20 protein-coding genes are annotated in these 21,430 nt (G+C 50.5%); 11 read left to right on the plus strand and 9 right to left on the minus strand.

The window, feature by feature from the left end; genetic code table 11:
• Positions 1-45 precede the first annotated feature (45 nt).
• Both BQ7483_RS03570 and BQ7483_RS03575 read right to left on the minus strand, forming a co-directional pair.
• The gene (locus BQ7483_RS03570; protein ID WP_072544831.1) at positions 46-729 is read right to left on the minus strand and encodes a response regulator transcription factor; all 684 of its coding nucleotides are present in this window, start codon (positions 727-729) and stop codon (positions 46-48) included.
• Positions 726-2,168: a sensor histidine kinase gene (locus BQ7483_RS03575; RefSeq protein ID WP_072544992.1), complete on the minus strand. Its 1,443-nt coding sequence runs from the start codon at positions 2,166-2,168 to the stop codon at positions 726-728. Before BQ7483_RS03575 ends, BQ7483_RS03570 begins: the two co-directional genes overlap by 4 nt.
• A 228-nt stretch (positions 2,169-2,396) precedes the next feature.
• Here BQ7483_RS03575 and BQ7483_RS03580 point away from each other — a divergent pair, with 228 nt between their 5' ends.
• A complete protein-coding gene (locus BQ7483_RS03580; RefSeq protein WP_072544832.1) occupies positions 2,397-3,227 on the plus strand; it encodes a GLPGLI family protein in 831 nt (276 codons plus the stop codon).
• Positions 3,228-3,237: 10 nt separating this feature from the next.
• On the plus strand, positions 3,238-5,811 hold the full coding sequence (locus BQ7483_RS03585) for a hypothetical protein (protein WP_235847296.1): 2,574 nt from the start codon (positions 3,238-3,240) through the stop codon (positions 5,809-5,811).
• Between the two features lie 77 nt (positions 5,812-5,888).
• Here the strand turns inward: BQ7483_RS03585 and BQ7483_RS03590 are convergent, their stop codons facing one another.
• Complete coding sequence (locus tag BQ7483_RS03590; RefSeq protein WP_072544833.1) at positions 5,889-6,791, minus strand: helix-turn-helix domain-containing protein; 903 nt, start codon at positions 6,789-6,791, stop codon at positions 5,889-5,891.
• 190 nt (positions 6,792-6,981) lie between these two features.
• Between BQ7483_RS03590 and BQ7483_RS03595 the strand changes: the two genes are divergently transcribed.
• The 3 genes from BQ7483_RS03595 to BQ7483_RS03605 are packed head-to-tail and all read left to right on the plus strand — an operon-like array spanning position 6,982 to position 9,298.
• Positions 6,982-7,761 (plus strand): MBL fold metallo-hydrolase, encoded by a 780-nt coding sequence (locus BQ7483_RS03595; protein WP_139247531.1) that lies wholly within the window; start codon positions 6,982-6,984, stop codon positions 7,759-7,761.
• Positions 7,758-8,426, plus strand: coding sequence for a radical SAM mobile pair protein A (locus BQ7483_RS03600; RefSeq protein WP_072544834.1), 669 nt, complete (start codon positions 7,758-7,760; stop codon positions 8,424-8,426). The genes BQ7483_RS03595 and BQ7483_RS03600 overlap by 4 nt, the downstream gene beginning before the upstream one ends.
• Positions 8,423-9,298, plus strand: coding sequence for a radical SAM mobile pair protein B (locus BQ7483_RS03605; protein WP_072544835.1), 876 nt, complete (start codon positions 8,423-8,425; stop codon positions 9,296-9,298). Before BQ7483_RS03600 ends, BQ7483_RS03605 begins: the two co-directional genes overlap by 4 nt.
• 11 nt (positions 9,299-9,309) lie before the next feature.
• Here the strand turns inward: BQ7483_RS03605 and BQ7483_RS03610 are convergent, their stop codons facing one another.
• On the minus strand, positions 9,310-9,675 hold the full coding sequence (locus BQ7483_RS03610; protein WP_072544836.1) for a winged helix-turn-helix transcriptional regulator: 366 nt from the start codon (positions 9,673-9,675) through the stop codon (positions 9,310-9,312).
• A gap of 167 nt (positions 9,676-9,842) precedes the next feature.
• Here BQ7483_RS03610 and BQ7483_RS03615 point away from each other — a divergent pair, with 167 nt between their 5' ends.
• Both BQ7483_RS03615 and BQ7483_RS03620 read left to right on the plus strand, forming a co-directional pair.
• Positions 9,843-10,226, plus strand: a complete 384-nt coding sequence (locus BQ7483_RS03615; protein WP_072544837.1) for a nuclear transport factor 2 family protein — start codon at positions 9,843-9,845, stop codon at positions 10,224-10,226.
• Between the two features lie 20 nt (positions 10,227-10,246).
• Complete coding sequence (locus tag BQ7483_RS03620; protein ID WP_072544838.1) at positions 10,247-10,786, plus strand: flavodoxin family protein; 540 nt, start codon at positions 10,247-10,249, stop codon at positions 10,784-10,786.
• A gap of 181 nt (positions 10,787-10,967) precedes the next feature.
• On the opposite strand, the gene BQ7483_RS03625 is transcribed toward BQ7483_RS03620, so the two are convergent.
• Complete coding sequence (locus tag BQ7483_RS03625) at positions 10,968-11,612, minus strand: DUF1963 domain-containing protein (protein ID WP_072544839.1); 645 nt, start codon at positions 11,610-11,612, stop codon at positions 10,968-10,970.
• A 154-nt stretch (positions 11,613-11,766) separates the two neighbouring features.
• Here BQ7483_RS03625 and BQ7483_RS03630 point away from each other — a divergent pair, with 154 nt between their 5' ends.
• The 3 genes from BQ7483_RS03630 (at position 11,767) to BQ7483_RS03640 (ending at position 15,002) form a co-directional block, all read left to right on the plus strand.
• Entirely contained in the window at positions 11,767-12,216 is a 450-nt protein-coding gene (locus tag BQ7483_RS03630; RefSeq protein ID WP_022019917.1) for a type I restriction enzyme HsdR N-terminal domain-containing protein, read from the plus strand.
• A 93-nt stretch (positions 12,217-12,309) separates the two neighbouring features.
• The gene (locus BQ7483_RS03635; RefSeq protein ID WP_022019918.1) at positions 12,310-14,526 is read left to right on the plus strand and encodes a RelA/SpoT family protein; all 2,217 of its coding nucleotides are present in this window, start codon (positions 12,310-12,312) and stop codon (positions 14,524-14,526) included.
• A gap of 104 nt (positions 14,527-14,630) precedes the next feature.
• Complete coding sequence (locus tag BQ7483_RS03640) at positions 14,631-15,002, plus strand: diacylglycerol kinase family protein (RefSeq protein WP_072544996.1); 372 nt, start codon at positions 14,631-14,633, stop codon at positions 15,000-15,002.
• Here BQ7483_RS03640 and BQ7483_RS03645 read toward each other — a convergent pair.
• The 3 genes from BQ7483_RS03645 to BQ7483_RS03655 form a co-directional block, all read right to left on the minus strand.
• Entirely contained in the window at positions 14,978-15,958 is a 981-nt protein-coding gene (locus BQ7483_RS03645) for an MFS transporter (protein WP_072544840.1), read from the minus strand. The two genes, BQ7483_RS03640 and BQ7483_RS03645, sit on opposite strands and share 25 nt — an antisense overlap.
• Positions 15,939-16,760, minus strand: a complete 822-nt coding sequence (gene panB / locus BQ7483_RS03650; RefSeq protein WP_072544841.1) for a 3-methyl-2-oxobutanoate hydroxymethyltransferase — start codon at positions 16,758-16,760, stop codon at positions 15,939-15,941. Before panB ends, BQ7483_RS03645 begins: the two co-directional genes overlap by 20 nt.
• A 155-nt stretch (positions 16,761-16,915) precedes the next feature.
• The gene (locus tag BQ7483_RS03655; RefSeq protein ID WP_072544842.1) at positions 16,916-17,569 is read right to left on the minus strand and encodes an HAD family hydrolase; all 654 of its coding nucleotides are present in this window, start codon (positions 17,567-17,569) and stop codon (positions 16,916-16,918) included.
• A 191-nt stretch (positions 17,570-17,760) separates the two neighbouring features.
• Between BQ7483_RS03655 and BQ7483_RS03660 the strand changes: the two genes are divergently transcribed.
• Entirely contained in the window at positions 17,761-19,119 is a 1,359-nt protein-coding gene (locus tag BQ7483_RS03660; RefSeq protein WP_072544843.1) for an MATE family efflux transporter, read from the plus strand.
• A gap of 7 nt (positions 19,120-19,126) precedes the next feature.
• On the opposite strand, the gene BQ7483_RS03665 is transcribed toward BQ7483_RS03660, so the two are convergent.
• Entirely contained in the window at positions 19,127-21,427 is a 2,301-nt protein-coding gene (locus BQ7483_RS03665) for an FtsX-like permease family protein (protein ID WP_072544844.1), read from the minus strand.
• Between the last annotated feature and the right edge of the window lie 3 nt (positions 21,428-21,430).

A 21,430-nucleotide genomic window follows, 5' to 3' on the forward strand; every position in this document is an offset into this window, starting at 1 on the left:
CTTACAAGTGGAGTTGAATGCCAAGAGGCTTCTGTTTTCAGCTTGTCATGGTATCTGAAGGATATATCCCTTTTTCTTAACAGAAACAATATTTATGGTATTATCAGGAGCAAGAATGTGTCGTAAATAAGTAATCTGTACATTCAAAGACATGGAATTAGCATAGCTGATGTCGCCCCATACCTGATTCAGAATTTCATCCCGCGTCACCAGTATGCCGGCACTTCGTGACAACAGGGCCAAAATATCCGTCTGACGCGCCGATAGATTACGGGTGATCCCATCGTATGTGACTGTTGAATTCTGGCTGTCAAATAATGTTTTCCCAATCACATAGCGGCATTGAACATCAACTTTCCTGTTTTCAAACCGTTCGTCAATTCTCGCAATCAGCTCTTCAGGATAAAAGGGTTTGGGAATATAGTCGTTGCCTTTCAAGTGGAAGCCCTTCAACCGGTCTGCCTTTTCCGTACGGTCAGTCAGGAAAAACAGGAATACCTCACTATCCGTTTCACGGATTTTCTGTGCAAGTTCGAATCCGTTCATTACAGGCATGTTCACATCCAGCAATATCAAGTCGGGATGTTGCCGGTTATACATTTCCCATGCCGCAGCCCCATCGGGAGCGTAGGTTACCGAGTATCCTTCGAGCTCCAGGAAACGTTTCAAAAGCAATGAGTTCTGCCTGTCATCATCGACCAACAAAATATGTATTTCATTTTTATTCATTGTGGTAACTCTATAATAAAAGTACTTCCATGATTCAGCTCACTTTCCATGCGTATATTACCCCGATGAGCTTCAACAAGCATGCGGACATAAGCCAGTCCGAGCCCCATGCCTGCTATGTCTTTTTCAAAGCCAATCCGCCCACGATAGAATTTTTCAAAAATATGTCCTTGTTCCGATTTGGGAATGCCCAAGCCATCGTCTTTAACTGAGATACGGATGTGGTCATTGTCACATTTCCGGTAATCTATTTCGATTTCAGCCTTTTCGCGCGAATATTTTACTGCATTCTCCAGCAGATTGTCGATAATGTTAATCATGTGCATCCTGTCAGCAGTGACAATCATATCCTCGCGAGGAAGAACAACAATACGAACATGCTTGTCACTCGGTACATTCAGTTTATGGATACACGCATCCAGCAAATCGCGCAGACTGAACGCTGAAAGATGAAGCGGTATCTCGGTTGACTTACTGAAAGTCAGATCCCTCAGTTTGGAAAACAAAGCAGACAGGCTGTCCAATGCCGTATGGGAATCTGCAACGACCATTTGCCGGCCCGCAATGTCTTTCATAAGCCGTTCATTGCCCATATAGGAGACACACATCTTGAGCGTTGCAATCGGACGTTTCAGTTCGTGAATCATGGTTTGTATAAAGTCTGACCGGAGATTTTCTATTTTACGCTGTTTGCGGATCGTGGCAATTTGTGCAACAAGGCAAACAACCAATAAAACAGATAAGGCGAATGAAAAGAACAGAATATCCGACATTTCTCTTATAATCAGCGGCAACGCAATCGGGCAATCCATCCGTACCAGCTTCTTACCCAGAATGTCGTAGGGATAGGTTATGGAGAGTACAGGATGGAACAGCGAACCCCATTCCGTACGGGAAGATTCCCAGACTATCGAATCTGCCGTCTCGGTGAAAATGGTATCGAGCCTGATATCGTTGGACCGCATCACCGTATCGAGTTTCTCAACTGAAAAAGGGAACCGTCTGTTAAGACAGCTGCGTTCTATTGCCTCAAGAACCTCCGATTCTTTCCGATCCTGTTTGACAACAATCACTTGCACTTCTCTATCCAGCCAGTCAGGGTGTTGCGTTTCATATATTCGGGAAAACAAATCAGCCGAAAGTGAATCAATTGCTGAACACCGGCGCATATCTGCCGTATAGATATCAAACAAAAACATCTCAGTGTCTCCTCTTACAAACCGTCTGGTCGTATATTCAACGGCCATTTCGTTGTTGACCGCACTCTGACGCACCCTGTTGTATTCATCAACGGATTCAAATACACGGCTGTAAAGTGTATCCGCACAGGTTTGTACCGTGTACTTGTATCGGGAATAAAGCCATTTGCCCTGCACGATGGCAAATAACACGATGACAATGACTGTCAGGTAATTCAGTATTTTGATTCTTTTTTCCATGATGCAAATATATGGCAAATTGAATGGAATGGACAGCATGGCCGGGGCAATATTGATCGGCTATAATAATTTAATAATAATTCCATAAGAATAGGATAATGATTATTTTTCCCAGTCTGTCACAGCCCCGATACCTTTGCACAAAAATAGCAATGCGAATATTCTGATGAAAATACGTTCAATATAAATAACCATAAACAGATATTAACTCCATAAAACTTATTGTATATGAAACATTTTCTAATTTTCAGTGCAGGTCTGGGACTTTCCTTGTCATTGTCCGCACAACAAAACAACACGTTCCCGACAGATTATGAATGTCTTTACGAATATCGGGTGACAAATTCAAAATCCATTACGGACACCTATACGACTATTTTACAGATAGGACGTGATTGCTCCTGCTTTATGGATTACACGGCATTCCAGTCCGATTCTGTCAACGCCAGCCCCCATGCTTCCGACGAGGATATAAAAAAATACCGGATGCAGAAAATAAGAAACAGTTTGTTTTTCGACCAGACGGTATTACAGAACCATCCGCAAGGGGAAATGTCTGTTTACAGTGTAATACCGCCGGACTATTATATGTACAAGGAAAAACTCCGCCCGATACAGTGGAGCTTAGGCAATGAAACCGATACCGTCTGTGGTTACGTTTGCAAAAAAGCAACGGGTGAATACGGTGGAAGGAAATGGATCGTGTGGTACGCACCGGAAATACCGACCACTTACGGCCCTTGGAAATTTTGTGGTCTTCCCGGGCTCGTAATGCTGGCTCATGATACGGAGAACATACACTGTTTTGAAGCCATCACTTTCCGCAAAGGCACAATGCCTATAGCTTTGCCGGATATACCCAACATCGTGACCGTAGAAAGAGACAAGTTTGTCAAAAGCAAGAACAAATTTGAAGAAGACCCCATGACAAACATTCCACTGGAATCAATCAGTGATATGACGGTACAAAAGGATGAAGAAGGGAAAAGCTCCATCCTTATCAACGGTGTACAGTTGCGGATTCGCCCCAATGGTTACACTTCCTTGGAATTAGAATGAAAATTTGACTATGCGTTTATTCTTCAGTATATTATTTTGCGTTATTACAGGCATTGCTTTTTCTCAAAGCCGGGTAGAAGGAATGCTTAGAGATGTTTCCGGCGCAGGCATCGACGGTGCGATCATCAAAATTTCTGCGGACAGCACCGTCATTGCCTATGCAATTTCTGACAAGGGACATTTTAATGTTGCCTTTCATACAGGTTCAAAAAAGGTCAAGCTGATTGCCGAGTCGATGGGATATGAATCTGTGGAAAACGAAATTTTGAATATGTCCCAGACCTGCAACATTACCATGAAAGAAAAAGCGACGGAATTGAAAGAAGTGGTCGTAAAGGCCCCGGCCATCTACCAGCGCGGTGATACCTTGTCCTTTCATCTTTCTGCATACACCACCCAAAGTGACTATACATTGAAAGACGCGCTGAAAAAACTTCCAGGCATAGACGTGGAAAAATCAGGCAACATCAAGTACCTGGGGAAAGATATCTCAAACTTTTACATTGACGGTCTGGATTTGCTTGGCGGGAAATATAACATTGCGACGACAAACATACCTGCCTCGTATGTAAATTCGGTTCAGGTGCTGAACAACCATCAGGCCGTCAACATGAATAAGGATATTTTTTCAGATGACGTGGCCATAAACATCCACATGAACAACAACGCACGTTTTAAACCCATTGGAACGTATGAAGGATCTGTCGGGTATGGTGACGACTGGCTATATCAGGCAAGCGGGGCCGGCATGCTTTTCAAGCCCAAGTTCCAGACCATTGCCACATTGAAAATCGGGAACGTACATTCATTCGCTTCAGATGAAGCGGCTTCCCTTTTCGGGGGAATCGAAGAAGAGTCCAAGGCTGAAAAACTGATGGGCAATCTATCGACTTCCACTCCACCGCTGGACCAAGACCGGTATGCCTCACCTGCCGAACGCATGTTTTCAGTCAATTTTATCCAAAAAATAACAGAAACAGCCACCTTGCGGGGAAACGTCGATTACAGCTATTCCAAAAGCCAATATGATTATGACATCCAACGCAACTTCTATGACGGAGATGAGAATATAATCATCGACCAAGGTATAAATTCGCTGTCCGCCAGTCATGCCCCCAGTTTCTCCATCGTTTATAAAAACAATGCATCGACAAGCTATCTTAACAATTCTCTATTTGGCAAGGCCACATTCCTACGCAACGACTTGCCGACTACGGAAAACGGCCAGGCACTTATGCAACAACAGTCCATGCGTGACTACTATGTAGGAAATAATTTTTCATATAGCTGGCGCAGGAAGAAACTGCGCTGGAGGCTGTCATCATCCGTGCTGTTATTCAACACGCCACAAGTCAGGCTGACTGTCACAAACGAAGGAAACGACATTCATCAAAGTGCAAACAGCTTGAGCTTTCAGACCAAGAATCTCCTGTCTGCGATTTATGATTTCAAGAACTCACGTTTTTATCTCCCACTGTCACTGAACTATTCGGCAGATAAAATGCAAACTGATTTACGGTCCTACCGGGACAATACAGACAATAAGAACGATATGGCTGAAGGTAAATTGAGCGTTGCTTTTGCTCCGCGGTATGAATATACCCATCCGAAACGCATATATGTCTTTCGGGCCGACGTACCGATGCGGATGGATTACATCTACAACAGGAACCACATACAGAATGAAAAAGATAAATTCAGCTTCTTTTCCGTATGCCCCGGAATTTATTTCAACTATAAAGTCAGCAGCCGTTCTACATTCAGAACGCAAGTAGCCTATACACGAAACTTTGGGGACATCCTGGACTTCCTGACATCCCCGGTGCAGACGGACAACACAACTCAAAAAATCAGTTCCGGCATTCTGCAGGACAATCAATCGTTGATGGCAAACCTGCACTATGACTATAAGATACCATTGGACATGTGGTTTGTAAATGCTGACATCATGTACCAACGTGAGCACAGCAATCTGCTGACATCCCAGAAGGTAGCATCAGACTTGATTCAGTCGACTTACCTATACATGCCCAACAATACCCATAACACAACGGCACAACTCGGCATTACCAAACAAATTGAATCCATCAAGACAAAAATTTCATTAAATGGACTGTATATATGGAGACAGCAACAGGCAGAGCAGAACAACTTGCTCACAACCTATTCTTGGCAAAGTGCCGGCATTTCCCCGACAGTGACTTCACAGCCCTGCAAATATGTCGAATTGGACTATTCCGGTGAAATAAGCAAAACTTTCTTGAGCCATGAGGACATCAAGAGAAGTTATTGGTCGCAGGTACATAAAATCTCATTAAAAATCACACCGGTACAGTCCCTCATCTTGTCCGCTTCATCAGACATCGTAAAAAAGGATCTAAGCGAAAATCAGAGTAAAACGACGGGCCTGCTTGATTTTGACATAACCTGGCTGTTCAAGGCTTTCAGGTTTAATCTGAGCTTGCAAAACGCGTTAAACCAAGATTCATATAGCTATACGATATACAATTCTATCAATACCTACAGCTATAATTACAAACTGCGTGGACGTGAACTACTGTTCACGCTTGCAATGACACTGTAATCCGTTATCAATCATACAATCTATTTTTCTGTAGAATGTAAAAGTCATGTACAATTTACGCCCAGCATCGTCTTACATCATTCGTACACCCCATTTTTATAGTCCGACTGGTATTGGGAGCAGGTTTTACCGGTCTGCTGCTTGAAGAAACGCATCAGATGGCTCGGATCCGAAAAATGGAATTTGTCGGCCAGCTGGCTGACAGTGCAGTCTGTGAAAAGCAAATCGTTCTTCAGGGCTTCCAACAGCCGTTGTTTCAGCAGGTGATTGGCGGAAACGCCGAACTGGGCCACCACTGCATTGTTCAGGGTAACGCGGCTGACGTGCATCATCTCGGCATATTCGGCAACCCGCTGCACGTCGTAGATATGCCGTTCGAGCAGGTCCTTGAACTGATAGGCGTAATGGTTCTTGGGTACGTCGACCGGCAGGCGGTAGACCGAAGCGTATTCACGGTTGATTACCAGCAACAAGTAATACAGTAAAGATACAATCAGATTATAGCTGTCGGCAGTGGGATGTTGCAGTTCCTGCTTGATTTTTCCTAACAGTTGCTTGCACTCCAGAAACAACGGTTCAGATACGGGTGACAGATAAGGAGGAGTATCAGTCTGGTAGCAATACAGCAGGCGGTAAGCAAAAAACTTGTCGGCAATGAACGTGCGCATGAAGTCTTCGCGGAAGATGAGAAACGTGTAGTCCAAAGCCGCCTCGTCCACGTGCCATTCCTGTTGCTGATGGGGCGACAGAAGCAATACCATATCATCCTGCAACTCCACTTTACGGAAGTTCAGCAATACATACCCATTGGCACGACGGAAGAAATAAAAACTGAAAAAATCCGTCTTGAACGTCCTATGCTCAGTCAAGACACCGCAAATATCCTTGCTCTCGCCTGTGTTAATATAGAAGTCTACGCCGCACTGCGTTTTGCTGAACGGAACGCTGACCAGCCTTTCTGGGTTGACTATTGCTTTCATTCCTCTTGTTTTTGCTTTCTGCAAATATACACTATTCTTTTATCAAAATGGCATATCTTTACTTTGTTTTGGTATATAACCTTCTCGCCATTATCCCGACCTTTGTACCCGTAACAATAATTTTAATCCTATTCTAAAAATGAAGAAAATTCTATTTCTATTTCTTGCAAGTTTAATGACTGCTACAACGTTGAATGCACAAAATACCGTGCGCCTGATTCGGAATGCAACGCTTAAAATACAATATAGTGGGAAAACAATCCTTTTAGATCCCCTATTGGGTGAAAAAGGAAGTTCGGTATCTGCATTGAAAGTAAATAAAAATCCGCGTGTCCACCTCTCTATGCCTATGACGGAAATACTCGAGAATCTGGATTGCGTGTTACTGACCCATGCACACATTGACCATTATGACGATGCAGCAAAAAAAATGATTTCTAAATCAATGCCTTGGTATGTACAACCGGCCGATTATGATTCGGTAGCGGTAAAAGACAAATTTATACATACAACAGCCATAGTGGATAGCCTGCAAACAGGTAATTTGACAATAGTACGTATCACAGGCTCTCATGGCAGAGGAAAATTAGCAGAAATGATGGGAGCTTCTTCAGGCTATGTTCTCAAAGCCCAAGGGCAGCCTACGCTTTACATCATGGGAGATTGTATATGGAACGAAGCAACCCAAAAAGCCGTAAAACAACATAATCCTGCATACATCGTGGTAAATAGCGGTGGAGCCATATTACCTCCATTTTCCAAGACTGACGGTCCCATTATTCCTGATGAGCAAGAAGTGATGGCGATGCTCGATGCACTCCCCGAACACATCAAACTGATAGCCGTGCACATGGATGCCATCGGCCATTGCCAGACAACACGCGAAATCCTGCGTAACGAAGCGCGTCACCACGGGGCAGATATGAGTCGGCTGATTATACCAAAGGACGGAGAAAAGATTACGTTATGAGTGTCTGCATCAAATCTCTTATAAAGAATATGAACATAGTGGTAGGCTGCACCATCGGGTGCAGCTACTGCTATGCCCGCAATAACTGTCGCCGCTTCCATATCACGGACGACTTTTCCGTACCGGAATATATGGAGCGAAAGCTGCACATCATCGATACGCCCAAGCCTCACGTATGGCTGATGACCGGAATGAGTGACTTCTCCGATTGGAAGCCTGAATGGAACGCTGAGATTTTCGGGAGGATGAAAAACAATCCGCAACACGCTTATATCTTCCTGACGAAACGTCCGGATAAGGTTCGTTTTTCTACGGATGACGAAAATGTCTGGATGGGCGTGACAGTCACGCGCAATTCCGAAAAAAAGAGACTGGACGATTTGAGAAGAAACATCAAGGCAAAACACTACCACGTCACTTTTGAACCTATCTTTGATGAAATCGGCGAGATTGATTTTGAGGGCATCGATTGGATTGTCATAGGCACGGAAACAGGACATCGGAAAGGCAAGGTGGATTCCCGTCCCGAATGGGTGCTTCACATCGCCGACCAAGCCAAAGCACAAGGAATACCCGTGTTTATGAAAGAAGATTTGCTACCTATCATGGGCGAAGAAAGGATGGTTCAGGAACTTCCGGAACAATTTATCAAACGCATACAATGAATACAGAAATTATCAGAACAATCAACGTACAGAGCGTCATGACCAAGTCATCTCTGCCAGTCGGAGGATATTCGGTCAATCCGTATGTGGGCTGCCCGCACGCCTGCAAGTATTGTTACGCTTCGTTCATGAAGCGCTTCACCGGGCATACTGAAGCCTGGGGAACGTTTCTGGACGTCAAGCGCTGGAAGCCCGTCGGCAATCCGCATAAGTATGACGGCCAGCGGATTGTCATCGGTTCGGTGACGGACGGCTACAATCCTTATGAAGCCGAGTTCGGCAATACGCGTCGGCTGCTTGAGGAACTGAAGGGAACGCAGGCTGAAATCATGATCTGCACAAAATCCGATCTGGTCTTGCGCGACCTGGACCTGCTGAAGCGGTTCCCTAAGGTGACCGTTTCGTGGTCGGTCAACACCCTCGACGAGCAGTTCCGCAGCGACATGGACCGTGCCGTGAGCATCGAACGCAGACTGGCAGCCATGCGCCAAACGTACGAGGCAGGCATCCGCACCGTATGCTTCGTTTCGCCCATCTTTCCCGGCATAACCGATGTTAAGGCCATCATAGAGCGTGTTAAGGATTTTGCCGACCTCGTCTGGCTGGAGAACCTCAATCTGCGCGGTCAGTTCAAAGGTGTCATCATGGACTACATCTGTGAAAAGCATCCGTCGCTCGTCCCCCTGTACGAAGACATCTACAACCGGAAGCGGTCCGACTACTGGCAGAGCCTGGAGAAGGAAATCTCGGCATACGCTGCAGAGCAGGGCTATCCCTATCGGGTGAACGATCTGCCCTATGGACGTTCGGAAAAAGGAAAGCCCGTACTGGTGAATTACTTCTATCACGAAAAAATACGGCTGAGGAAATGATTATTCCGCACTCATTGTCCTTTCTCTTCCTTCTTCCCGTATTTCCGCTCAAACAGATCCGCATTCCGGTTGCCCCACTCTATCATGGCGTCGATAATCGGGATGAGGGTCTGCCCCAGCGGCGTAATGGCATATTCGGAACGTGGCGGCAACTCGGGAAAGATGGTTTTGGACACCAGTCCGTCCTTCACCAGTTCCTTCAGCTGAATGTCCAGCACGCGGGGAGTAGCCTCGGGGAACAGTTTATGGAGCTCACTGGGACGCAAAGGACGATGACGCAGTTCGTCCAGAATACACGATTTCCATTTGGAGTCTATCAGACTCATGGTCAGGCGTAAAGGGCAGTCCAAGTCAACGGGAATTTTTCTTTCATACATAATTTTGTTCTCTATCATTGATTCGGACACAAAGATAGCGATAACTCCCTTATACTGGGATATACCGAATAAATTTTCGGTATATGAATAATTTTTCGGTACTTGCACAGCCCGGTCTTACCCCGTACTTTTGCAGCAGTTATTAACCCGTTAAAACGATTGTCATCATGAGAGCAAGTATCGAAGAGTATGAGGCTGTGGAGAAGGCAGCCATGAAGTTTGTGAAAAGTGTAGCCGAAGGCAACAGCAGTTATGCCAAAGAACTGTTCATCGACGAAGCCGTCTTGTTCGGCTATCTGGACGGAAAACTGGAGCACGGCAGTATTCAGCAATTCTATCATAATGTGGACACCGTAGGTGCAGGACAGGATTTCAAGGCGCGCATCGATGTGGTGGATGTAGAAGAAACGCTGGCCGTTGTCCGTGTGCTGGAAGAAAAATGGGGCGGACGCATTGACTTTACCGACTATCTGCTGCTGATGAAGATGGATGGAGAATGGAAGTGCGTGGCCAAGGCTTACAACCAGAATTCGAACACCATTTGCAAATAAAATAGAAGGAGGAACCGAATATGAAAATTGTAGTGATTACGGGCAGCCCACGAAAGAACGGGAACAGTTTTGCCATGACCGATGCATTCATAAAAGAAGCTGAACAGCAGGGACACACCGTCCGGCGTTTCGATGCCGCATATTTGAAAATCGGTGGTTGCCATGCCTGCATGACCTGTTATAGGACGGGCAAGGCCTGCTCGTTCGACGATGATTTCAATCTGATAGCTCCCGCCATTCTGGAGGCAGATGCAGTAGTTTTTACCATGCCTGTCTATTGGTATTCCATACCGGCGCAGATCAAGGGCGTGATAGATCGTATCTTTTCACTCGTAGTGGGCGGCAAGGATGTCGCCGGAAAGAAATGTGCGTTGATTACCTGCTGCGAGGAAGAAGATGCCACGGTTATGGACGGAGTGCGCATTCCGGTCGAGCGTTCAGCCGCTTTGCTGAAATGGGATATGGTTGGTGAAGTGCTCGTACCTGGTGTATTGAACATTGGAGACATTGACAAGACAGACGGCTGTCGTCAGGCAGCAGCGCTGGCCGACAAATTTTAGCAAAGCCGGTAAAATGCTTTAAAAAAGAAGGTGTATCAAAACAGGAGCACATGCAGCATGTTCGTGTTTCTTCATTTTGGCACACCTTCTTTTTTGTACGTTTACTATTCTTGTGAAACGTGTTCTTCCACATTCTGATTGTTTCTATTGAACATAACGGCTTCAAGAATAGTGTATTGTGCTACAAACTATGGAAATACAATTTGACCTTATCAAATCTCTTCGCTGCAAGGTCTTCTTTCGAAATCAGGAAATTCAGCATACCACAATCATAAAAACGCAGTCCCCAACGTTCATCTTCATCAATCTGAAGCAAAGAAAGATAATTGGGGGCTTCATCACGCACTTCTCCAAAGAATGGCATGCCCAAAAGTTTATGGTTGTCGTCATACTCTCCGGCTTTTTCAAAACACATAGATTCAGCGGGCAAGCAAGCGTCCGTACCGTCTGACCAAACCACTTTGTGGGTATGCAGTCCGTCTGCGGCAGGTACATAAATGACTTTATAACTACTTTCCGGCCAAAATCCAATACATTCCACGAAGGCTTCCAAATCGCCTAAGAAATAATCAAGTGAGGCAAAAAAGTACAACATTCCCTGATGTGGAAGCAGGTTTGCAGAATCGAATGGAGCAATATCTTCCAGTTTAATCTGACAAATGAAAGTCAGCAAATCCTCCCCTTCATTTTCATTGCATCTTTCACCTGCGTTACTGGACATGGTAGGGAAATCCATCCCATCCGGCAAGTCTGGGAAGCCCCACCAATGACTTTTCGATATTAACGTATCTGCTGTAGTTTTTGTACTGATTTTTATTGCCATCATTCAAAATTTATAATCCAAAGATTCATAACCTTACGACAAATATATCTTATTCCAACTGATTCCAATCAACTTTGACGATTATATTTTGTATATAACCAAAAAAATCACCCTTTTTTGTACCTTTGTGCAATTTACAATAAAGAATAGAAAAGTCATGCTTTCACTGAACCTGCCCGCCTTTGATGCCAAGATTGCCGTACGCGACGGCAGACGGATGATATTCGACGCCATCCGCCGCCGTTATGTTGCCCTGACGCCCGAAGAATGGGTACGCCAGCACTTCGTCCATTTCCTCATTGCCCACAAAGGATACCCGCAGACGCTGATGGCCAACGAGGTACAGGTACAGCTCAACGGCACACGGAAGCGATGCGATACCGTCCTCTACCGCCGCGACCTGTCGGCCCGCATGATTGTGGAGTACAAGGCCCCCGACATTCAGATTACCCAAGCCGTCTTCGACCAGATTACCCGCTACAATATGGTGCTGAAAGTGGATTATCTCATTGTGAGCAACGGCCTCCAGCACTATTGCTGCCGCATGGACTATGCCGGCGGACGGTACCTGTTCCTGCCCGATGTGCCTGCCTATAATGAATTGTAGGGTGTTTCCTTTTTTATAAAAATCTTGCAAAACCGCAGGAAATGTGACAAAGAATACTAACTTTGCACTTGTAACCATCAAAAAGAACACGTTATGAACACAAACCCTTTCTTCACAGAGGAAGAGAAGCAGATGCTTATCCCCCTCTACCGCAAGCTGTTACAATTGTCGGGCGATACCCTGTCGCCGGGTGACTGCCGCAAACTGAAAGCCCATCTGGTGGCCTGCGCCGCTTCCAACGGACTGCAACGCGACGTGTTCGGACTGAATCCTGTCATCAAGGATATGCAGACAGCCGTTATTGTGGCTGAAGAAATAGGGATGCGACGTGCATCCATCCTGGCACTGATGCTCCACGAAGTGGTGAGGAGCGGACAGTGTACAGCCGAAGACATTCACCGCGAATACGGTGAAGACGTGGCGGGCATCATCCGGGGACTGATCCGTGTGAACGAGCTCTATGCCAAAAGCCCGACCATCGAATCGGAGAACTTCCGCAATCTGCTTCTCTCCTTTGCCGAAGACATGCGCGTCATCCTCATCATGATTGCCGACCGCGTGAACGTCATGCGTCAGATCAAGGATGCGGAAAACGACGAGGCACGTCGTCGGGCCGCCAACGAAGCGGCCTATCTGTATGCTCCGCTGGCCCACAAGCTGGGTCTCTACAAGCTGAAGTCGGAATTGGAGGACCTATCCCTGAAATATACCGAACATGACGTCTATTACCACATCAAGGACAAGCTGAACGCTACCAAGGCCGCCCGCGACCGCTACATAGCTGCCTTCATTGCTCCGGTACAGAAGAAGTTGGAAGAAGCCGGACTGAAGTTCCACATCAAGGGACGAACCAAGTCCATCCATTCCATCTACCAGAAGATGAAGAAGCAGAAGTGCCCCTTCGAAGGCGTGTACGACCTGTTTGCCATCCGCATCATCCTCGACTCTCCGCTGGAGAAGGAAAAACTGGAATGCTGGCAGGCCTACTCCATCGTGACGGACATGTACCAGCCCAACCCAAAACGTCTGCGCGACTGGCTGTCCGTACCGAAGAGCAACGGCTATGAGTCGCTGCACATCACCGTTATGGGTCCTGAAGGCAAGTGGGTAGAAGTACAGATACGTACCGAACGCATGGACGAGATTGCCGAACGCGGTCTGGCAGCCCACTGGCGCTACAAGGGCATCAAGGGTGAAACCGGGCTGGACGAATGGCTGACCTCGGTGCGCGAAGCGCTCGAAAGTTCGGACAACGACCTGGAAGTGATGGACCGCTTCAAGATGGACCTGTACGAGGACGAAGTCTTTGTCTTCACCCCCAAGGGCGACCTCTTCAAGCTGCCCAAGGGAGCTACGGTGCTCGACTTTGCCTTCCACATCCACACCAAGCTGGGATGCAAGTGCATCGGAGCCAAGGTGAACGGACGCAACGTACAGCTGAAGCAGATACTGCAGAGCGGCGACCAGGTGGAAATCATGACATCGAACACACAGACGCCCAAGCAGGACTGGCTGAACATCGTCACTACCTCGAAGGCACGTACCAAGATACGCCAGGCGTTGAAGGAAATGGCCTCCCGGCAGACGGCCTTTGCCCGTGAGACGCTGGAGCGAAAGTTCAAGAACCGCAAGATAGACTATGACGAGGCCGTAATGATGCGACTCATCAAGCGCATGGGCTACAAGGTGGTTACGGAGTTCTACCAAGCCATTGCAGACGGCGCACTGGACGTGAACGACATCATCGACCGCTACCTGGAACTGCAGAAACGCGAGAACGAACTCCACGACGAGGTGCAGTACCGCAGTGCCGAGGAATACAACCTGCAGCCGCAGACGCAGGAAGATGGTTCGGGCAAGGAAGATGTGCTCGTCATCGACCAGAACCTGAAGGGCATCGACTTCAAGCTGGCCAAGTGCTGTAACCCCATCTATGGTGACGACGTGTTCGGCTTCGTCAGTGTGACGGGTGGTATCAAGATACACCGCTGCGACTGCCCCAACGCTGCCGAGCTGCATGCCCGCTTCGGGTATCGCATCGTAAAAGCACGTTGGGCCGGCAAGGGCGAAGGCACGCAATACCCCATCACCCTGCGCGTGGTGGGCCACGACGACATCGGCATCGTGACCAACATCACTTCCATCATCTCGAAGGAGACGGGCATCACGCTGCGCAGCATCGGCATCAACTCGAACGACGGCCTCTTCTCGGGTACGCTGACCGTCATGGTGGGCGACACAGGCCGTCTGGAAGCACTCATCAAGAAGCTACGGACGGTGAAAGGAGTGAAGCAGGTATCGAGAAACTAAAACTTAAAAATGAAGAATGAAGAACAAAGAATGTGGAATTTACCATTAATGTCATAGCCCGTTTTCGCTCTTCATTCTTCATTCTTAATTCTTCATTTATATATATGCACTACGACTTCAAGAAACAGCTCCGCAGCTTCGGCTATGCCTGGCAGGGCATCCGTAGCTGTGTAGGAAAAGAGCAGAACCTCAGTTTTCACCTCATTGCCACCGTCTGTGTGGTGGCGGCGGGCTTCGGCTTCAGCATCACGCGGGGCGAATGGACGGCCATAGTCATCTGCATCGGCCTGGTGATTGCCGCCGAACTCTTCAACAGCGCCATCGAGCGGCTGGTGGACCTTGTTTCACCGCAACGCCACCCCGTGGCAGGGCAGGTAAAAGACATCGCCGCCGGAGCGGTGTTGGTGTGCGCTCTGGCGGCGATTGTAGTCGGGCTGATCGTATTTATACCTTATCTCACCCGTTTTCTCTTATAATAAGGAAGAGTAGCCAAGACAAACATCAGCACAGCCAGTACCAAGGCTCCCATTGCCAATGTGTCTTCGTCTATCAGGACTTCATCCATTCCGCTCATGACGCACATGGTCCATATACCTGCAATCATTCCCATATCCATCAGCAGGTTGAAGGTCATGTTCCCCGTGGCCCGCTGACAGTGGTGCGACAGTTTGACAAACATCCTCACCCACATCGGAGTGAGCAGCGGCAGCACCAGCATGGGCAGCATCCAGTACCATCCCAACGAAGCAGACAAGCTCGTCAGAAACATACCGATGATGCCGAAAGCGAAAGCCAGTATCCCCACATTGAGAGCTGGCAGCCAGGCACGTCCCAGGAAAAAGCGGTCCAGGCTGCACAGTTTCAGCCCGATGGGAGCACGGAAAGAAACGTAAACGGACGAAGCCAGCAAGATGGCCACCACGCACAGCAGGGCCGATGCATAGCTCAGATAGGCCAAAGGATAGTGAGCAAAGCCCCACACGCCCGCAGCCAGACCGGCCACCATCCCTACCCGTCCGCAAAAGGCAAACAGCATGTTGCCCGACGTACGATGGCCCGATAGCGTGATGTCGATGCTGATGGTCGTTCCGGCTCCCGAAGCCAGTGCAAAGCAAGCTCCCTGAAGCAAAGCTATCCAGACATAATGGGTCTCGTAAGCATACGAAGACACAGCCATCGTCGCACCGATGCCGGCGTATGACAACAGCAGGACGTGTTTCCGCTTGAAGGCATCGGCCAGATAGGCGTGGAAAGGACCTGTCAGCAACATGCCGACCAGAAATGCCGGATAGATGCACGCCACATCATCGGCCAGAGCCAGTGGAAGCACGCCAAGCAACATGTACACCGAAGCATACATCAGAAAGTTGGCGGCACACATGGCTCGCAGCCCGTGCGTCAACATCCGGTCATCAGTACTGTTCCTTTTCATTGGGGAAATCCAAATTCTTCACATCGGACACGTAGCGGCTGATGGCGTCCGTCATCACCGTATAGAGGTCGGCATAGCGGCGCAGGAAGCGCGGGCGGAAACCGTTGTTCATGCCCAGCATGTCCTGGCATACCAATACCTGACCGTCCACCTCACCTCCGGCACCGATACCGATGACGGGAATGGTCAGCTCACTGGCCACACGGGCAGCCAAGGAGGCAGGAATCTTCTCCAGCACCAGGGCAAAGCAGCCGGCCTCCTCCAACAGGTGAGCATCACGTACCAGTTTCTCGGCTTCGGCCTCGTCCTTGGCACGGACGGTATAAGTACCATATTTGTTGATGCTCTGCGGCATCAGGCCCAGATGGCCCATCAGGGGGATACCTGCACTCAAGATGCGCTTCACAGTGCCGATGATTTCTTCACCGCCTTCCAGCTTCAGGGCATCGGCATGGCTTTCCTTCATGATGCGGATGGCCGAAGCCAGACCTTCAAGTTCGTTGCCCTGGTAGGAACCGAAAGGCATGTCCACTACCACCATGGCACGCTTCACACCGCGTACCACCGACTTGCCGTGGTAGATCATCTGGTCCAGCGTGATGGGCAGCGTCGTCACGTTGCCCGCCATGACATTCGAGGCGGAGTCGCCCACCAGAATGACGTCTACGCCCGCACCGTCCACAATCTGTGCCATGGTGTAGTCGTATGCCGTCAGCATTGATATCTTTTCGCCTCTTTGCTTCATCTCTATGAGGCGATGAGTAGTCACCTTACGTGTGTCGTCTGAAATGTATCCAGCCATTGTTACTTTATATTTTAAAGGGTTATTGTTCTTTTCTTGTCACCCTGAGCCTGTCGACGGGTTCCGTACCGGCATGTACGGATGCTTCGGCTCCGCTCAGCGTGACAGCTGCGTTAGTATCTCTCCAAAACCGATTGCAAAGTTACAGCTTTTTCTCATTGCTTCTTCACTTTCAGCATCTTTTCGTACGTGAAGCCTCGGAAGTCGTCTATCACGGCGTGGCACAGCGGAGCGATGGTACTGCGCGGATTGGTCGTGGCCAAGCCGATGACGTTGGCTCCCGATGCCATGCCTGCCTGCAGGCCGTTGAACGAATCCTCAAACACCCATGTGTCTGCAGGTTCGGAACCAAGCACTTGCATGCCCAGCAGGAAACAGTCGGGCGCAGGTTTCGAGGCGGTAAACATCTCTGCCGTCAGGATGCGGTCGAAGAGGCTGTCCAAGTCGGGATGCACCCGTCGCACGGCAGCCATCTTCTTGTCGTTGGAACTGGTGACCACCGCAGTGCGTACACCGTGACGGCGCAGGTCGTCCATAAAGTCGAGCACGCCGGGAATGAAAGGATAGTCCATTTCCTGCTCGAAGCGGTCGAGAGCGGCGGTGATTTCCGCCTGCTTGTCTGTCATGTCGGGGAAAAAAGTCTTGTAGATATAGGTGAGGGTCTGTCCCTTGATGCGTCCTTCCAAGTCGGGCATACCCAGATAGTCCATGCCTACACGGTGCCAGAAAACACTGTATTGCGTCTCGGTGTCTACCACCACTCCGTCAAAGTCGAAGAGGACGGCGACATTCTTTTTGTTGTTATCCATACTTTATCTGTGTCAAAATTCGGCTGCAAAGTTCTGAAAAGTATCCGTACCCTGCAAGTTTTTTGCTATCTATCTAAGATAAGACGGGGCTGCCTCCCTCTGGAGCAGAAGCCCGAAAACAGGTTTCCGGCTTTGTTCTTCGCCCGGTTTGTACTATCTTTGCAGCGGATAACCCCTTATTACGACTGCTTATGAACAATCCGCACATACTCGGTACCGAACGCATCGGGAAGCTGCTCGTGCAGTATTCCATCCCCGCCATCATCAGCATGACCATCGTGTCGCTCTACAACATCATCGACAGCATCTTCATCGGCCACGGTGTGGGCCCCATGGCCATCGCGGGCCTGGCCATCACCTTCCCGCTGATGAACCTGACGGCGGCCTTCTGCAACCTCGTTTCGGCGGGCGGCTCCACCATCTCGTCCATCCGCCTGGGGCAGAAGGACATGCAGGGGGTGAACAAGGTGCTGGGCAACACGCTGATGCTCTGCCTTGTCAACGCCGTGGTGTTCGGCGGACTGACGTTCATCTTCCTCGACGACATTCTGCGCTTCTTCGGAGCCAGCACCGATACCCTGCCCTATGCCCGCGACTTCATGCAGATCATTCTGCTGGGCACGCCCATCACCTACACCATGATCGGGCTGAACCACATTATGCGTGCCACGGGCCATCCGAAGAAGGCCATGCTGACATCGCTTGCCACCGTGGTGTCCAACATCATCCTCGCTCCCCTCTTCATTTTCCAGTTCGGCTGGGGCATACAGGGGGCAGCACTGGCTACGGTCATCTCGCAGTTCATCGGCACGTTGTGGGTACTGAACCACTTCCTCCGGCGTTCCAACCCCATCCGCCTGCATCGCAACTTCTACCGACTGGAGCGGCGCATCGTGGGCAGCATCTTCTCCATCGGCATGTCTCCGTTCCTGATGAACGTCACGGCCTGCGCCATCGTCATCCTCATCAACAACAGCCTGCGACACCATGGAGGCGACATGGCCATCGGCGCCTACGGCATTATCAACCGCCTGCTGATGCTCTACGTCATGATTGTAATCGGACTGACGATGGGCATGCAGCCCATCGTGGGCTACAATTTCGGTGCCCGCATGCTGGACCGCGTGAAGCGTACCCTGCGCCTGAGTATCATTGCGGGTGTGTGCATCACCTCCAGCGGGTTCGTCATCTGTGAGCTGTTCCCCCATGCCGTCGCTTCGGTATTCACTTCGGACGAATCGCTCATCGGCATGTCGGCCCATGGCCTGCGCATCTGCGTAGCCATCTTCCCTCTCATCGGAGCCCAGATGGTCATCGGCAATTTCTTCCAAAGCATCGGCAAGGCCAAGGTCAGTATCTTCATGTCGCTCACGCGCCAGCTCATCTACCTGCTGCCCTGCCTGCTTGTCTTCCCGCAGTTCATGGGGCTGGACGGTGTATGGGCCAGCATGCCGGTCAGCGATTTCTTCGCCTTCGTCACGGCTGTGCTCATCCTGCTGTGGTACATCAAGAACCATCGCCTGATGCCGCCCCTCACCACTAACCACTAACCGCTGCCTACTCGCTTCTGAGCCCCCGCACTGGGTTCTCCCTTGCGATGCGCCAGGCCTTGCTGAGAGCCACACCCGCGATGAGGAGCAGAAGCAACAGGGCAGCCCCCATATAGACGACTACCAGACTGCCCGCAGTGTCACGGAACTGCTCCATCCACAACCGCCCGACCCACCAGGCGCCTGCCGTACCCACAACTACCGAAGGTACCGACAGCCACGCCACGTCGCACAGCAGGAGGCGCAGGATGTCACTTGTCTCTGCCCCGTTCACCTTGCGGATGGCTATCTCCTTGGAGCGGAGACGGATTTCATCGTTCACGTAGCCCGTCAGACCCAGCAGGATGATAAAGAGGATGGCCACGGAAGCCAGCAACGTGACGTTGCGGAACAGGCGCACGGAGTCGGAATAACTGCGCATCGTCTGCTCCATGGAGCGGAAGGCCAAGTCGGCCTGCGGAAAGATGCGGGCCATATCGGCATTCAGGCGGAGCAGGTTATCATCGAACGGCTCCTTCAGCCGCACGGAGACGTCCAAGCCGACACCCTCACACCACTCCACCAGCACAGGCGTATCGTCGTCCGCAGCCAGTGGAAAGGCGAAGTCATCCAGCAGCCCCACCACCGTACCATAGTCGTTTACCGTCCGGCCGATGGGGCTGTCCGTCCAGCCTATCTTGCGGCAGAAGGCCTCGTTCACCAGCAGTTGGCGGTCGCCCGTCAGATTGTGCCCTTCCTTCAGGCGGAGGCCGATGAAGGGCAGGTAATCGGCCGTAAACCAGGCATTGCGCGGATAGAACAGCTCGTTGCCCTGCGCGTCACAAACGGGGCGGTTGGAAACAAAGCCCAGCATGGTGCACTGCGACGAAGCCACGGCCTGCACATAGGGCAGATTGCGCAGCTGGGCACACAGTTGGTCGCCGTCCGTCATGCCCCGCTGTACGAAGGCTACGCGCTCGGGGTTCCATCCGCGGTCGCGCCTTGTCAGATGGACATACTGCACGGCCACGACCAGCATCATGCCCAGCACAAAGGCCGCCCCCGTGAACTGGATGACGAGCAGCGTCCGCTTCCATCCGCGGCGGCCGGCAGCATAGCGGCGGAACACTTGCGTCACAGGGATGCGGGCAAACAACAGGGCGGGCAGGCATCCGCCCACCACAAACAGCACGCCCAGCGCCAGCAGCGGCGCATAGAGGTTGGACGGAGCAAACAGTGCGCTGAGAGGCACACCGGCCAGTTCCTCCATCCCGTCGCGGAAAAGGAAGGTCAGCAAAGCAGCCAGCAGGAGGGAGAGCAGCACGACCACCGCCGTCTCCAGCAGAAACAGGCGGAAGATACTCCCACTACCCGCGCCGCTGCACTTGTGCACACCGATGGCCTTGGCCCGCCGCGTCAGTGAGGCGACGGAGACGAGCACGTAGTTGAACGCCGTGACCAGCAGCAGCGCGATGCCCAGAAAAGCCATGACGGCCACCATCCGCCGCACCTTGGGCAGGCTGAGGTGCGCATCGCGCAGCGGAGTGAGGTGGACGGAAAGCTCCAGCCCGCTGTCGGGCGGCAGATGGCGGGCAATGTCGGCCGAGAGGCGTTCGTTCAGCCAGGCGGCATCCTGCGGACTGCGCAGGCGCACGTAGCCGTTGTAGTTGCCCCCGCTGTTCCATCCCTGCCCCCATTGCGTATACCGACCGATGGCGGCAAAGGAAACCACGGCCTCGGGACACTTCTCGAGGGAAGTGTTCGGCGGTACGTTGCGGAAGATGCCCTTGACGAGCAGCGTCACTTGGTTGCCCTGAATGTTGTAGCCCACTGTCTTGCCAAGGGGACTCCCGTCGCCGAACAGGCGGCGGGCACCCGCCTCGGAGAGGAAGACCGCATCGGGGTTAGCCAGGTCCTGCGGATTTCCCTCCAGCACGTCCAGCCCCAGAACGGAGAAGAACAGGGTATCGCCCATCAGGGTGGCGAGCTGTACCTCCCTTTCGCCCAAGCGGTAGCGGTCACCGAAGAGCGAACAGCAGACGGTGCCCCCCTGCACACGGTCGGGGTGTAAGGCGGCTATCGTGCCGGGGATGGGCATCAGGGTATAGACCGACTCCTCCCCTTGCGGTACGCCGCCCTTCAGCCAGCCTGTCTTCACCTGATAGAGCCTGTCGGCCTCGTGGTAGAAGTTGTCGTAACTCAGTTCGAAAGCGATTCTTGCGAAGAGGAACACTGATACCAGCAGTCCCAAGGCCAGCGAAACGACCTTGACGAAGTTTGCGCCAGGCTGATGGGTCAGGGCTTGTAGAGTATAATAAAACTGTCTCATATA

It is taken from the genome of Mediterranea massiliensis, from assembly GCF_900128475.1.
Lineage (GTDB): Bacteria > Bacteroidota > Bacteroidia > Bacteroidales > Bacteroidaceae > Bacteroides > Bacteroides massiliensis_E.